Source organism: Nocardia iowensis, assembly GCF_019222765.1.
GTDB lineage: Bacteria > Actinomycetota > Actinomycetes > Mycobacteriales > Mycobacteriaceae > Nocardia > Nocardia iowensis.
Window position 1 is genome coordinate 5904002 of sequence record NZ_CP078145.1, and the last position, 15093, is coordinate 5919094.

Genomic DNA, 15093 nt, shown 5'->3' on the forward strand with positions numbered 1-15093 from the left:
TCACCCCGAGATCTTGATTCCGACGTCGAGACCCCAGAAGACGATCGTCATGATCATGTCCGCGACCACCACGAGCACGAGGCTCGCTCGGATCGCCCGGCCGGACGCGCGGCCGACGCCCTCAGGCCCGCCGGTCGCGTAGAACCCTTGGTAGCCGTGGATCAGGATGATCATCACCACGAAGACCGTCGCCTTGATCAGCGACGCGATCACGTCGCCGGGTTGCAGAAAGGCGTCGAAATAGTGATAGTAGGTGCCCGAGGACTGTCCGTGCAGCACGTTGACGACCACCGCACAGGAGAGGTAACTCAGGATCAGCGTCAGCAGGTAGAGCGGGACAATGGTGATCATGCCCGCGATCACCCTGGTGGTCACCACGAACGGAATCGGCCGGATGCCAATGGCTTCCAGCGCGTCGATCTCCTCGGAGATGCGCATCGCGCCGATCTCGGCGGTCATCCGGCACCCTGCCTGGGCCGCGAAGCCGATCGCGGCGACCATGGGCGCCATCTCTCTGGTGTTCGCGTAGGCGGAGACGAAGCCGGTGAGCGGACCCATGCCGACCATGTTCAGCGCGGTGAATCCCTCGACGCCGATCGAGCCGCCGACCGCGATGCCCAGGAAGATCAGCACCGCCACCGTGCCGCCGCCGACGATGATATTGCCGCTACCCCAGGTGATGTCGGTGAGGGTGAGCATCGTCTGCCTGCGGTAGGCGCGCAGCGTGTGCGGCACCGCGGCGAGCACATGAACGACGAAAGTCAGCTGGTGACCGAGCGATTCGAAGAGGGCCAGCGGCCCGCGCGTGCCGCGCTCGACGAGGCGACCGGCCCGGCCGAACGGCCGATACTGGGCGGGAACTTCCGTCATCAGCCCACCTTTTGCGGCAGGAACATCGAAACCAGCTGGGTGATCACGAGATTCACGCCGAAGGCGGCGATCACCCCGATCACCACGGCCGCGTTCACCGCGTTCGCGACGCCCTTCGGCCCATGCGTCGCTTCCAATCCACGCTGACACGCGACGATCAGCACGATCACCCCGAAGATGACCGACTTCACGATCGCCACCGCGAGATCGGCCATCGTCGCGAATGCCGCGAAGGAAGACAGGTAGCTGCCCGGAGTCACGCCTTGGAACCCGACCGCCACCACATAACCGGTGAACACCCCCATGAAAATGACCAGCAGGCACAGCAGCGGCGTCAGCACGATCATCGCCGCCAACCGCGGCGCGACCAGCCGGCGCACGGGATCGATCCCCATGGTGCGCAACGCATCCACCTCCTCGCGGATCGTGCGCGCGCCCAAATCAGACGCGATCGCCGACCCGGCCGCACCGCCGAGCAGCAGCGCGGTGACCATCGGCGCACCCTGCCGGATGACACCGAGCCCGCCCGCCGCACCGGCCACCGAGGTGGCTCCCACCTGCTGAGTCAGACTTCCGACCTGCACCGAGACGATCACGCCGAATGGAATCGCCACCAGCACAGCGGGAATCGCGGTTACGCTGACGATGAACCAGCCCTGCTGCAGGGTGTCCCGCCAGGGATGGCGCAGCTTGATGATGTCGGTGACGAGGTAGTTGAACGCGGCGACCGCGAGTTGCAGTGTCCGGCCGAAGGTCCGCAGACTAGTGAGAACCAGATCAAATCCCCAGCGCGCCAGTGGCTCGGACATCCGCGCGACCCTGTCCACGACCACCGCTACCTCGATTCCGCCGGCTCCACCCCCGACGCCGCACAATTTAGCCGACTGATATGTCACTCTGTGGTGGATTCGACCGAATCATTCCACTGACTGAGACAGCCGGGCAGCGGAATGAACAAATACGTGCCACTCGGTCGGTTTGCCGGAAAATGTCCGGACGGAAGCCGTGGACGAGACCGCTAACCTGGCCTGCATGGCGGTCATTGTTCTGGTGCCGGACGACTACGGCATCACGGCCATGTCCGGAATCGACGGCGTGCGCCCGATGCGATACCACCCGGGCGAGCCGCTGCCGGACGGGTCCGAGCACGCGGAAGTGCTGGTACCGCAGCTCCTTTCCCGCGCCGACACGGTCGACCTGAACCGACTGCCGAAACTGCGGCTGGTGCAGCTGCTCACTGCGGGCGCCGACGGCTGGATCGGCAAGCTTCCCGACGGAGTTCGGGTGTCCACCGGTCGCGGCGCGCACGGCGCCAGCTCGGCCGAATGGGTAATGGCCGCGCTGCTGCATATCTATCGCGAGCTCGGCAGGTTCGTCGACGCCCAGCGCGCGCAGCATTGGCTGTCGCACCAATCGGATACCCTCGTGGGCAAGCGGATTCTCGTGGTCGGCGCGGGCGACCTGGCCGGCGAACTCGTCCGTAGGCTCGCCGGTTTCGACACCGTGGTGACGCTCGTCGGCACGCGAGCCCGCGACGGGGTGCGCAGCATCGATGAACTACCCGGCCTGCTCGGCGGCCAGGACGTCGTGGTGCTGACCGTCCCGGTCACCAGCCGCACCACTGGCATGGTCGACGCCGCCTTCCTCGCCGCGATGAAGGACAACGCCGTCCTGGTGAACATCGCCCGCGGCCCCATTGTCAACACGAATGCCCTACTGGCCGAATTGAATTCGGGCCGCTTACGTGCCGCCCTCGACGTCACCGACCCCGAACCGCTGCCGCCGGGCCATCCGCTGTGGACGGCCCCCAACCTCCTGCTCACCCCGCACGTCGGCGGCAACAGCTCCGGCAGGCGCGAACGCGGCTATGCCGTCGCTCGCGCCGAGATCACCCGCTTCGTCGCAGGCGAGGATCCGAAAAACCTGGTCCGCGGCGAGTATTGAGTCGGGCACGGCCCCCGCGCGGGTGATCGCTCCATCACGTTCGACGAGGGTTGACCGAGTCCGAGCCGGGGCGTACCGTCGGTTTTGACACTTTCACAAATCTTGTCAAACTGACGAATGTCGAGGCTATGAGCGTCAATGAGGTCGAGCGCGAACAAGCGATTCTCGATGCGGCCGCCGAACTGCTGTGCCGGATCGGCTATCAGAAGCTGACGATGGGCGATGTCGCCGAGGCAGTTGCGCTGCATCGAGGTCTGGTCTATCTACAGTTCAAGTCCAAAGACGAGCTCGTCGAAGCGACTGTGCTCCGCGAACTGGGCCGGTACGCGCAGGTATGGCGGGCGCATCTGGAGGCGGATCCGCACGCGGGCAGCGTGGCCAGCGTCTATCGGGCGATGGTGCACACGCTGACGCGGCTGCCCCTGGCCGCGGCGATCGTCGCACGGGACGAGGACGTCTTCGGTAGGTACCTCCGCAAGCCGGGCACCGTCTTCGAACGGCTACCGCAGGTCAGCACGCGCGAATTCCTGCTCCGCATGCAGGAGGCGGGCACCGTGCGTCCCGACGTCGATACCCGCACGACCGCTTACCTTCTCGACGCGTTGACGCCCGCCATCCGGGCCACCTTGCCGACGGAGGGGGCGCTGCCAGCCGATCCCGATCGGCCGTCCGCGGACGAACTACTCGCGACGCTTGCCGACTTGCTCGAGCGTGCCCTGACCCCACCGGACGGCGCCGACCTCAACCGAGGCAAAACGCTACTGCTCGCCGGACTCGACCAAGCCCGCGCCGACATGTCCACCGAAACCGTTACGCAGGAAGAAGTCTCATGATCACCTCCGCAGATCCACTCGTCCTGCCCTTGGCCGACTCGGCCGCCACCCTGGAACTCGTCGGTGGCAAGGGTGCGTCGCTGGCCCGCCTGGCCGCGGCGAAGCTGCCGGTGCCGCCCGGATTCCACGTGACAACAGCCGCATACCGGCAGTTCGTACGCGGGGCGGGCTTGCACGAGCGGATTCTCGACTCAGCCGCGATGGCCGACCCTGATCGGCCGGCCACGGTGGACACGGTGGCCGACGAAATCGCCGCGTGGTTCGCCGAACAGCCGGTGCCGGAGGACATCTCGGCCGCACTGCGATCGGCCTACGCCGAACTCGGTCCCGACGTCGCGGTCGCGGTCCGCTCCTCCGCCACCGCCGAGGACCTACCGGAGATGTCCTTCGCCGGGCAACAGGAGACCTACCTGAACATCCGCGGCGCCGACGACGTCGTGGCGGCGGTGAAACGGTGCTGGGCCTCCCTGTGGACGGCCAGAGCCATCGGCTACCGGGCTCGCCAGGGCGTTGCGGCCGACGACGTGAACCTGGCCGTCGTCGTCCAAGAACTCGTGCCCGCGGACGCGGCAGGCGTCCTGTTCACCGCCGATCCGGTTACCGGCGCACGCGATCAGGTGCTGATCAACGCGGCCTGGGGCCTGGGCGAGGCGATCGTGAGCGGAAACGTCACGCCCGACACGATTCTCGTCGCAAAAGCCGACGCGGCGATCGTCCGGCAGGAGATCAGCGACAAACAGGTCATGACGGTGCGGACCGCCACTGGCACGCACGAGGAGCCGGTGCCCGCCGCCAAACGGCACCAGCCGGTGCTCGGCCCGGACCAGGCGGCCGAGCTGTCCCGCATCGCGATACGGATCGAGGAGCTGTACGGCACGCCGATGGATATCGAGTGGGCGATGCACGGCACGAGCCTGTTCATCGTGCAAGCACGGCCGATCACCGCACTACCCGACCCGCCTGAGCATCGGCAGCCGGTCGAGTGGGAGCTGCCCGACCCGCACGGAAAATACATGCGGGCCAGCGTCATGGAGCTACTGCCCGATCCGTTGTCGCCGTTGTTCGCGACGCTCGGCATCCCGGCACTGGCCCGTGCCACCGTCGATCGCTATCACGACCTCGGGCTGCCGTATTTCGACGACCCGCTGGCCGTCATCAATGGATACGGCTATTACGACGTTGATTACACGCCCGGACTGCTCGGCCGAATGGCGTTGGCACAGCCGCGGTTTCTCGCGTCGACGCTGCCGCGCGCACTGCGGACGTCACCGCAGCGCTGGCGCACGGCGCACGAACGGTACGCCGAGCTCACCGCGCGTTGGCAGGCGACGGACCCGGTCGCCGCGACAGCCGCCGAATTGCTCGATGGCGTGCGTGCGATCGTCGACGAAGCGGCGCGCTATTACCTGACCTTGCAGAGTGGCGTGCTGCCCGCGGCATACATCAGTGAGGCCATGTTCACCGCGGTGTACAAAAGCATGCGCCGCCATAACGATCCACCGGCACTGACATTTCTCCTCGGTTTCGACAGCAAGCCGGTGCGTGCGGAGAAGTCCCTCTACGATCTTGCGCGGTGGTTGCGTGAACACCCGAAACTCGCTGATCGCATCGAAACACTTTCCGGTGCCGACGTTCTCGAATTGCTTCGAGGCGAGGACAACTCCGCCGACGAGGAGGCGCTGGCGGAGTTCCGTTCTCGGTTCACGCAACATCTGACTGCCTACGGCAACACGGTTTACGACCTCGACTTCGCCAAACCGCTGCCCGCCGAGAACCCGGCACCGATGCTGCAGACACTGGCATTCTTCCGAACCGATAATGCGCCGGACCCCTACGCACGGCAGCGCACCGCGAAGACCGCTCGCGAGCAGGCGGCCCGCGACCTCGCGGCACGCAGGCTCGGCGTGCGGCGTGGCCTGGCGCTACGACTGTTGCGCTGGGCGCAGACCATGGCTCCGTTGCGCGAGGACGCTCTCGCCGACGTCGGCCTCGGCTGGCCTGCCGTCCGCACATTGCTGCACGAACTGGGCAGGCGGCTCGTCGCCACCGAAGCCATCACCGCGATCGACGAGGTGTTCCTGTTGCAACTCGATGAGCTCGAAGAGGCGGTGCGCGCCCTGGATTCCGGGCGCGGGCCCGCGGATTCGCGTGCCGTCGTGGCGGAGCGGGAAGCGACCTGGCGTGCACAGCAGAAGGTCGCGCCACCGCCTGTCCTACCGGTCTCGGGTGGCTCGAAATTGCTCGGCATCGACTTCGGCAAGCTCATGCCGTCGCACGCGCAGCAGGACTCGGCGGTCGTCAAGGGTGTGCCGGGAAGTCCGGGGCGGATCACGGCTCCCGCGCGAATCATCCACGGACCCAGCGAGTTCGATCGCATGCGTCCCGGCGACGTGCTGGTCGCCAAGATCACGACACCGGCCTGGACGCCGTTGTTCGCGCTGGCCGCCGCAGTCGTCACCGATGTCGGCGGCTCGCTCAGTCACAGTTCGATCGTCGCCCGCGAGTACCACATTCCCGCCGTGCTCGGCACGGGTGTGGCGACCGAGCGGCTGCGCGACGGCGCCCCGGTCACCGTCGATGGTGACGCGGGAACAGTGACCCCCGCTACCGCCTGACCCGAATCACCGCGAGAGGCACGATCAACATGACCGAAGAGATCATCCCGCTATGGCCCGAATCGGCTGCGGGCAAACCGAATCCGTATGGCCAGGAGACCACCGTTCCCGCGGTCGTCGGCCACAAGGACGTCACCCTCATCCGCAATGTCACCGAACCCGCGCTGACGGTCCACCGTCCTGATCCGTCGCGCGCTACCGGCACCGCTGTCATCGTTTGTCCAGGAGGCAGTTTCGTCACTCTGACGAACGGCACCGGCACGGCCATCGCGAAAGCGCTTGCCGCGTACGGTTTCACCGCGTTCGTGCTCAGGTATCGGCTGCTGCCCTCGGCTCCCCGCGACGAGGACTTCGCGAAACAGTGGGCGACGGACTACCGCATGGACGAGATCAAGTCGCAGTCCCGCGTCGCAGGGGCGGACGCGGTGCGCGCGGTGCAAGTGGTCCGGGAACAGGCATCGACCTGGGACCTCGATCCGCACCGAATCGGCGTCCTCGGCTTCTCCGCTGGCGGCCTGCTGACCATCGGCGCCGCAACGACATACGACGAGCACAGCCGTCCCGATTTCGCCGCGGCGATCTACGGCCCACCGTGGCACGAGTATGTCGTCCCGCCGGACGCGCCTCCGCTGTTCATCGCTTTCGCCAGTGACGACACCGGTGAGAACGTGGTGAACGGAAACCTGGCCCTGTACCAGGCCTGGCAAGCCGCGGGCCACGACGTCGAGATGCACGTCTACGCACGGGGCGGCCATGGTTTCGCAATGGAACCACAAGGGCTGCCGTGCGATACCTGGATGGACCGATTCCTCGACTGGGTGCGCGCGGGCTAGTTCTCGGTGGCGTCGGGGCCGATCCAGCGGTCGAACAACCGGTCCACCGCGCCGGTGGCGAGTTGGCTGGCCAGCCACCCGTTGAGGGCGGTAGCCAGGACCGGGTCGTTCTTGCGGATCAGGAAAACCTTGCCGAACGAGTCGAAAGACTTGTCGGGGTGCAGGACCTGGAGACCGGGGTGCTGGCGGACGCGGTAGCGGCCCTCGACGGCGTCGGTGACGAAGACGTCGGCGCGGCCCTGTTCGACCTCGTCGAAGATGGTCAGATTCTCGGGCCAGAGGGTGAGTTGGGCGTCGGGGAAGTTCTTGCGCGCGAATTCCTCGTTGGTGCCACCGCGATTCGCGATCACGCGCACCTCGGGACGGTTGATCTGCTCGATGGTCGAGTAGTCGGTGTCGTTCCCGCGGCGTGTGACGGGCGTCTTGCCATCGGTCCCGTAGGTGATCGAGAAGTCGGCGAAGGCGCGGCGGGCAGGCGAGTCGGAGATGCCGCCGACGGCGATATCGCAGTGCCGCTCAGCGAAATCGGTCTTCAGGGTCGCCCAGGTGACCGGAACGAAGTGGGTTGGCCGGCGCAAGAGATCGGCGAAGCCGCGAGCCAACTCGATATCGACGCCGCGGTAGCCGCCCTCGGCGACCGAATACGGCGGATAGTCCCCCGGCGTGCACACGCGCAGGGCGTTGATCTCGTCGGCTCCCGCCGGAATCGCCGGTGCCGCAAGGACCGTCATACCGGCAAGCAGTACCGCACCGAGGCGACCGGTCAGCCGCGCGAGTCGCATGTGCTCAGTTCTCGTTGCGCGCCTTGGGGAATCGCTTCTGCCGGGCCACCCAGCCCGCCATCTGTGCCCAGTGCGACTTGCGCGGGGTGACGACGGAGGTCAGCTCGCGGTCCCACTCGTCGGCCTCGGTGAGGCCCTCGACGGCGGCGACGAGTTCCTTCGCGGCAGGCAGGTCTGCGACGACCCGGTCGCCAAGGATGCCATCGGAACCCACCAGCGTCACTCGGACGCCGATGCGGCCGAGCGGTTGCAGCACGGCCGTGGCCGAGCCGCCGTGATCGGCGACGAATCCCTTGACTGACTCCACGAGGGTGCCCGACAACTTCACTGGAGCCGTGGCGGCATGAGCACTCATGCCAGCGAGTTTACCGACCAGTAGGAAACGGTCCAGTCCCCTCGGGTGTAGAACAGATCTCATGCGCGCGATTCAGGTATCCGAACACGGCGGTCCCGAAGTCCTGAAGTACGTCGAGGTGCCCGATCCGCAGATCGGATCCGATCAACTGCTGGTCGACATTCAAGCGATCGGGATCAATTTCATCGATACCTACATCCGCACCGGACGCTACCCGCAGGCGGTGCCCTACATCCCGGGCTCCGAGGCGACCGGCGTGGTCGCCGAGGTCGGCGCGAACGTGACCGAGTTCGCGGTCGGCGACCGGGTCGCCTGGGCGGGCGGGCCCGGCAGCTACGCCCAGCGGATCGCGGTGAACGCAGCGGTCGCGATCAAGGTCCCCGACGGTGTCGACCCGCCGGTCGCCGCCTCGGCGCTGCTGCAGGGCATGACCGCGCACTACCTGCTCGAATCGATCTACACCCCGCAGCCGGGCGAGTCCGTGCTGGTCCACGCGGGCGCGGGTGGCGTGGGCCTGATCCTCACCCAGCTCGCCGCGGCCCGGGGTGCCCGCGTGATCACCACGGTGTCCTCCGACGCCAAGGAAAAGCTGTCCCGCGAGGCGGGCGCGGCCGAAGTGTTGCGCTACGACGACGACCTCGCCTCTCAGGTACGTGCGCACACCGACGGGGTCGGTGTCGCGGCTGCCTACGACGGCGTCGGCGCCGCCACCTTCGAGGCAAGCCTCGCCTCGCTGCGCGTCCGTGGCACGCTCGCCCTCTTCGGCGCCGCAAGCGGCCCCGTCCCCCCGTTCGACCTTCAGCGCCTCAATACTGCGGGCTCCCTGTTCGTCACCCGGCCCAGCCTCGCCCACTACACTCGCGACCGCGCCGAACTCCTCTGGCGCGCAACAGACATCCTCACCGCCATCGCCGATGGCACCCTGCGGATCCGCATCGGCGCCACCTACCCCCTCGCCGACGCCGAACAGGCCCACCGCGACCTCGAAGCTCGCAAAACCACCGGGTCCATCGTCCTGCTCCCCTGAGCGAAGGTCAGTAGTCCTGACCGGTCAAGCCTCGGTAGATGAAGCGGGTCAGGCCGTCGACGGCTTGCCGGTCGGTGAGTTCGACCGTGCCGTCCTCGACCGCCTGGAGCAGGCTCGTCGTGAGGAGGAACATCATGGCGAGGCTGGCGTCGGGGGTGCTGGGTAGCGTCAATCCGCTGGGTCCGAAGCCGTCCAGGTGATCGGCGATATCGCGGCGTTGCTGGATCGCGAATTGCCCTGCCTGCCTGGCGAACTCGTCGTTGACGAGGGCGGCCTGCTGGATCGAGCGGTAGACGGCCCAGTGCTGCCGGGCGGAGATCCAGTACTGCTCGACATGGAAGCGGATCGCGTCCGGATCGGTGAAGTCCGGGTTGTGGTCCGGCCCTTCCGCCGTGATGTCGCCCTGGGCGGCGACGTCGTTCAGCAGTGCTTGGAGTAGCTCCTCCTTGCCCGCGAAATGGTTGTAGAACGACCCGGCCGCGCGACCGGCCGCCGTCGTGATGTCGGCGATCTTGGTGTTCAGGTAGCCGCGCTCGGCGAACAGCCGCAGGGCCGCCGCCTTCAGCGCGTGCTCGGTCTCGGCCGACTTCTCCTTGCGACTCATCGACACCCGCACCCACCTCCTTGACAGGCAAACTACCAACTTCCATACTGAATTAGCATTCACTGAATATAGATTCATAATTGGAGGAACAGTGCAAGACCAGGTACTCATCGCAGGCGCCGGGCCCACCGGCCTGACCCTCGCCCTAGATCTCGCCCGCCGCGACATCCCGGTGCGCATCGTCGACCAGGCGACCGCGTTCTTCGCCGGGTCGCGCGGTGACGGCATCCAGCCCCGCACCTTGGAGGTATTCGACGACCTAGGGGTGCTCGAAGCGGTGCGAGCCGCGGGCGCGCCGACGCCGGTGCTGCGCGCCTACTTCGATGGCGAGTTCGTCGGCGAACGCAGGATGAGCGAGCCGGTCGAGCCGACGCCCGCGGTCCCCTACCCCAATACCTGGGTGCTCGGGCAGTCCGGCACCGAGGCGATCCTGCGCGATCGTCTCGCGGAATTCGGCGTGCGGGTCGAACTCGGCACCGCGCTGTCGGCGTTCACTCAGGACGCCACCGGCGTCACCGCCACTCTGACGCGCGACGGCGCCGAGGAGATCGTGCGCGCTGTCTACCTGGTCGGCGCCGACGGCGGCCGCAGCACGGTGCGCAAGGCGCTCGGCATCGCGTTCGAGGGCACAACGGACGAATCGCTGCGGATGCTGCTCGGCGACGTCCGGGCCGACGCCCTCGATCACGAAGTCGGCTACTGGTTCGCGACGGCGGAGCGGCCGATGGAGGGAATCGCCCTGTCCCCCTTGCCGGGTGGGCGCCAATTCCAGTTCGCGGCGCCGCTGACCGGCGACGCCGAACCGACACTCGTGGTCCTACAGGAGTACGTAAACCGGTACTCCGGCCGCACCGACATCACCTTGACCGAGCTCACCTGGGTGACAGTCTGGCGCCCGAATGTCCGGCTGGCCGAACGGTTCCGGGACGGCCGGGTCTTCCTTGCCGGTGACGCGGCTCACGTGCATCCGCCGACCGGCGGCCAGGGGATGAACACCGGCATCCAGGACGCGTACAACCTCGCCTGGAAACTGGCCGCCGCCGTCCACGGGGACGAATCACTGTTGGACAGCTACGAATCCGAACGCAGAACAGTCGCCGCCCGCGTGCTCGGCATCAGCTCCGCATTGCTCGACAAACTGGTCGACGGCGCCGAGGACGCGATGGCACGCGGCCCGGAGACCCAGCAGCTGGACATCAGCTACCGCGATCCGGCCGACCCGAGGCCGCTCGCGCCGGGCGATCGTGCCCCCGACGCGCCGTTGAAGGACATGGCAGGCAACCCGATTCGCTTGTTCGACCTGTTCCGCGGCCCGCACGCGACGCTGCTGTGCTTCGGCGAAACCGGAGAACTACCAGCCGAACCCGAGGCGTACGCGGTGGTCCGGCCCGGCACGCAAGCATCCGGACGGCACGTCATCGACGTCGAAGGTCACGCGTTCGCCGTGTATCACGCGACGGACGGGACCCGGGTCACTGTCCGACCGGACGGATACGTCGGCGGATGCGACTGACGGTCAGCCGAAGAAGCTGCCGATGGTGTCCCAGCCGAGCACGGAATCGACCGCGAGACCGCAGAACACCACGGCGAGATAGTTGTTCGACTGCAGGAACAGCCGCAGCGGCTTCACCGATTCGCCCCGCCGCACACCCGAGTACAGCTGGTGCGCCATGAGCAGGAACCAGGCTCCGGCCACCAGCGCCACGGCGGTGTAGACCACGCCGGTCGCGGGGGCCAAGGCCAGTGTGGTGAGCACGGTGAGCCAGGTGTAGATGACGATCTGCTTGGTCACCACCTGCTCGGTGGCCACCACCGGCAGCATCGGCACGCCCGCCGCGCGGTAGTCCTCCTTATAGCGCATGGCCAGCGCCCAGGTGTGCGGCGGCGTCCAGAAGAAGATGACACCGAACAGCGCGATCGCTGGCCAGCCGATGCCACCGGTCGCCGCGGACCAGCCGACCAGCGCGGGCATGCAACCCGCGGCGCCGCCCCACACCACGTTCTGCGAGGTGCGACGCTTCAGGCCGAGGGTGTAGACGAAGACGTAGAACAAGATCGTCGCGACCACGAGCAGGCCGCTGAGCAGGTTCGCCTGCCACCACAGCCAGGCGAACGAGGCCAGACCGAGCAGCACACCGAACACGAAGGCGTGCGAAGTGGGCACCGCCTCCCTGGCCAGCGGTCGCTTCGCGGTCCGCTTCATCACCTTGTCGATATCGGCGTCGGCGACACAGTTGAGCGTGTTCGCGCTCGCCGCGCCCATCCACCCACCGAAGAGGGTCACCAGAATGAGCCGGATGTCGATGTGGCCACGATCGGCGAGCAGCATTGTCGGAATCGTGGCAACGAGCAGCAGTTCGATGACCCGAGGTTTGGTGAGCGCGATATACGCCAGCACCCGTCGCATCAGTTTGGACGGCAGGCCAGGCCCGGTGAACCGGTCGGCCAGCGCCGTCGGAGAGGAGCCGTGCGCGCCATTGCCACCCGGCTGTTGCCCAATCCGCACTGTTTCTCCTCGCACGCTGTGCATCGCCTCCGGCATGGACCAAGCAGCACGCTCGGTCCCACTGAGCTGGATGCGCGAGAGCTGGACCTTCGCCCGCCTCGGCGCCCCTTCAGCCGGTGCGGCGCGGCTACTACTACAGAGGATGGTAGACCCCGCCAACCCCCGTCCTCACATAGCCCCACACAACAACATTGAGAATGTGATCCATCAGACCAAGCCGTCCGACCCCAGCTACGGCAAACCCTCCTCGCCCCATACCCACCCAACCCAACCCCCACAAAGCGAGTCTTACGAGCGCGTTCGCGGCCCGTCTCGCGCCCGAGCGGTCGAAGCGCACGCGACGAAGTCGCAAGTCTCGACCGCTCGGACGCGAGACTTCCCGGGGCCGCGAACACGCCGCGGCCACGCGGCCAATAAACACAGGGTTCCTATGTTGCCGCTCAGCGGGCACATCTAGGGTGGTTGGGTACACACCCGGTATGCACGCCGTCGCTGTTGTGCGTTCATCGCCGCCAGTAAAAGCCGCCGTCGACGAAACCAAATGTCAGGAGAACCTCGGTCGTGTCAGTCACAGACGACATCCGCGCCCTCACTCAGCCGAATCACCCGGACGACTGGACGGATCTGGACACCAAGGCCGTCGACACGATACGGGTGCTCGCCGCCGACGCGGTGCAGAACGCCGGAAACGGTCACCCTGGCACCGCGATGAGCCTGGCCCCGTTGGCGTATTCCCTGTACCAGCGGACCATGCGGATCGACCCGAGTGATCCGAGCTGGGTCGGCCGGGACCGGTTCGTGCTGTCCTGCGGTCACTCCAGCATCACCCAGTACATCCAGCTCTACTTGGCGGGTTTCGGTCTGGAGCTGGACGATCTGAAGAACCTGCGCAAGTGGGGTTCGCTGACCCCGGGCCACCCCGAGTTCCGGCACACCGACGGCGTCGAGATCACCACCGGCCCGCTCGGCCAGGGTCTGGCCTCCGCGGTCGGTATGGCGATGGCCGCGCGCCGCGAGCGCGGGTTGTTCGATCCGGACGCCGCGCCAGGCGCCAGCCCGTTCGACCACTTCATCTACGTGATCGCCTCCGACGGCGACATGGAGGAGGGCGTCACCTCCGAGGCATCGTCGCTGGCGGGCACCCAGCAGCTCGGCAACCTCGTGCTGATCTACGACGACAACAAGATTTCCATCGAGGACGACACCACCATCGCGTTCAACGAGGATGTCGCCAAGCGTTACGAGGCGTACGGCTGGCATGTCCAGGTGGTCGAGGGCGGCGAGGATGTCGTCGCCATCGAGTCGGCGCTGGCCGCCGCCAAGGCGGAGACCGGCAAGCCGTCGATCATCGTGCTGCGCACCATCATCGGCTACCCGGCGCCCAACAAGATGAACACCGGCGCCGCGCACGGTGCCGCGCTCGGCGCCGACGAGGTGGCCGCCACCAAGAAGATCCTCGGCTTCGACCCGGAACAGTCCTTCCAGGTCGACTCCGAGGTGATCGGGCATACCCGTAAGGCCATCGACCGTGGCAAGCAGGCGCATGCCGCCTGGCAGGAGCAGTTCGACGGGTGGGCGCAGGCCAACCCGGAGCGCAAGCAGCTGTTCGATCGTCTCGCCAAGCGCGATCTGCCGCAGGGCTGGGCCGCCAATCTGCCCACCTGGGAAGCCGATCCGAAGGGCATGGCGACCCGCAAGGCGTCCGGCAAGGTGCTCGCCGCGCTGGCGCCGGTGCTGCCGGAACTGTGGGGCGGCTCGGCCGACCTCGCCGAGTCGAACAACACCACCATGCCCGACACCCCGAGCTTCGGCCCCGAGTCGATCTCCACGGGCATGTGGAAGGCCAACCCGTACGGCCGCACCCTGCACTTCGGTGTGCGCGAGCACGCCATGGGCGCGATCCTCAACGGCATCGCGTTGCACGGCCCGACCCGCCCGTACGGCGGCACCTTCCTGGTGTTCAGCGACTACATGCGCCCGGCGGTGCGGCTGGCCGCGCTGATGCGCGTGCCCGCCATCTACGTGTGGACGCACGACTCCATCGGCCTCGGTGAGGACGGCCCGACGCACCAGCCGATCGAGCACCTCGCGGCGCTGCGCGCGATCCCTGGTCTGAACGTGGTGCGCCCCGGTGACGCCAACGAGACCAGCTACGCGTGGCGGACCATCCTGGAGCGTGACAGCGCCGAGCACACCTCGCACTTCTCCGTCTCCGAGATGCCGCACCAGGACGGCCCGTCGGCGCTGGCGCTGACCCGCCAGGATCTGCCGATCCAGCAGGGCACCAGCTTCGAGGGCGTCAAGAAGGGCGGCTACATTCTGGCCGAATCCTCCACCGACACTCCGCAAGTGATCCTCATCGCTACCGGCTCGGAGCTCCAGCTGGCCGTCGAGGCCCGCACTACGCTGGAGGAGCGGGGCATCGGAACCCGGGTGGTGTCGATGCCGTGTGTGGAATGGTTCGACGCGCAGGATCAGGCTTACCGCAACGAGGTCCTTCCGCCGACCGTCACCGCACGCGTCGTCGTCGAGGCCGGTATCGCGATGCCGTGGCACCGGTTCGCCGGTGACGCGGGCCAGATCGTCTCGATCGAGCACTTCGGTGCTTCCGCCGACTACAAGACCCTCTTCCGCGAGTTCGGATTCACTACCGAAGCCGTGGTCGCCGCCGCGCTCACCACCTTCGAGAACAGCGGCGCAGTCGAAAACGTGAAGGGATAAGCG

13 protein-coding genes are annotated in these 15093 nt (G+C 67.2%); 7 read left to right on the plus strand and 6 right to left on the minus strand.

From position 1 onward, the window contains the following. Positions 1-870, minus strand: a complete 870-nt coding sequence (locus KV110_RS27125; protein WP_218470080.1) for an MlaE family ABC transporter permease — start codon at positions 868-870, stop codon at positions 1-3. Further along, entirely contained in the window at positions 870-1679 is an 810-nt protein-coding gene (locus KV110_RS27130; RefSeq protein WP_218470081.1) for an MlaE family ABC transporter permease, read from the minus strand. Before KV110_RS27130 ends, KV110_RS27125 begins: the two co-directional genes overlap by 1 nt. 223 nt (positions 1680-1902) lie before the next feature. On the opposite strand from KV110_RS27130, the gene KV110_RS27135 reads away from it, so the two are divergent. From KV110_RS27135 to KV110_RS27150, 4 genes are all read left to right on the plus strand, one after another. Next, on the plus strand, positions 1903-2814 hold the full coding sequence (locus KV110_RS27135) for a 2-hydroxyacid dehydrogenase (protein WP_218470082.1): 912 nt from the start codon (positions 1903-1905) through the stop codon (positions 2812-2814). Positions 2815-2942: 128 nt separating this feature from the next. Next, on the plus strand, positions 2943-3647 hold the full coding sequence (locus tag KV110_RS27140; protein ID WP_218470083.1) for a TetR/AcrR family transcriptional regulator: 705 nt from the start codon (positions 2943-2945) through the stop codon (positions 3645-3647). Then, positions 3644-6262: a PEP/pyruvate-binding domain-containing protein gene (locus KV110_RS27145; protein ID WP_218470084.1), complete on the plus strand. Its 2619-nt coding sequence runs from the start codon at positions 3644-3646 to the stop codon at positions 6260-6262. The genes KV110_RS27140 and KV110_RS27145 overlap by 4 nt, the downstream gene beginning before the upstream one ends. Before the next feature lie 29 nt (positions 6263-6291). After that, on the plus strand, positions 6292-7095 hold the full coding sequence (locus tag KV110_RS27150; protein WP_218470085.1) for an alpha/beta hydrolase: 804 nt from the start codon (positions 6292-6294) through the stop codon (positions 7093-7095). Here the strand turns inward: KV110_RS27150 and KV110_RS27155 are convergent. Both KV110_RS27155 and KV110_RS27160 read right to left on the minus strand, forming a co-directional pair. Then, entirely contained in the window at positions 7092-7877 is a 786-nt protein-coding gene (locus KV110_RS27155) for a transporter substrate-binding domain-containing protein (protein WP_218470086.1), read from the minus strand. The two genes, KV110_RS27150 and KV110_RS27155, sit on opposite strands and share 4 nt — an antisense overlap. Positions 7878-7881: 4 nt before the next feature. Continuing rightward, on the minus strand, positions 7882-8232 hold the full coding sequence (locus tag KV110_RS27160) for a hypothetical protein (protein ID WP_218470087.1): 351 nt from the start codon (positions 8230-8232) through the stop codon (positions 7882-7884). Between the two features lie 61 nt (positions 8233-8293). Between KV110_RS27160 and KV110_RS27165 the strand changes: the two genes are divergently transcribed. Continuing rightward, positions 8294-9259: a quinone oxidoreductase family protein gene (locus KV110_RS27165; protein WP_218470088.1), complete on the plus strand. Its 966-nt coding sequence runs from the start codon at positions 8294-8296 to the stop codon at positions 9257-9259. A 7-nt stretch (positions 9260-9266) separates the two neighbouring features. Here the strand turns inward: KV110_RS27165 and KV110_RS27170 are convergent, their stop codons facing one another. Then, entirely contained in the window at positions 9267-9863 is a 597-nt protein-coding gene (locus KV110_RS27170; protein ID WP_218470089.1) for a TetR/AcrR family transcriptional regulator, read from the minus strand. A gap of 91 nt (positions 9864-9954) precedes the next feature. On the opposite strand from KV110_RS27170, the gene KV110_RS27175 reads away from it, so the two are divergent. Continuing rightward, on the plus strand, positions 9955-11376 hold the full coding sequence (locus tag KV110_RS27175) for an FAD-dependent monooxygenase (RefSeq protein ID WP_218470090.1): 1422 nt from the start codon (positions 9955-9957) through the stop codon (positions 11374-11376). A gap of 3 nt (positions 11377-11379) precedes the next feature. Here the strand turns inward: KV110_RS27175 and KV110_RS27180 are convergent, their stop codons facing one another. Continuing rightward, positions 11380-12369, minus strand: a complete 990-nt coding sequence (locus KV110_RS27180) for a heme o synthase (protein ID WP_218470091.1) — start codon at positions 12367-12369, stop codon at positions 11380-11382. A gap of 561 nt (positions 12370-12930) precedes the next feature. Here KV110_RS27180 and tkt point away from each other — a divergent pair. Then, positions 12931-15090 carry a transketolase gene (gene tkt, locus KV110_RS27185; RefSeq protein WP_218470092.1) on the plus strand — a complete coding sequence of 720 codons (2160 nt, stop codon included), beginning with the start codon at positions 12931-12933 and terminating at the stop codon, positions 15088-15090. Positions 15091-15093: the final 3 nt, after the last annotated feature.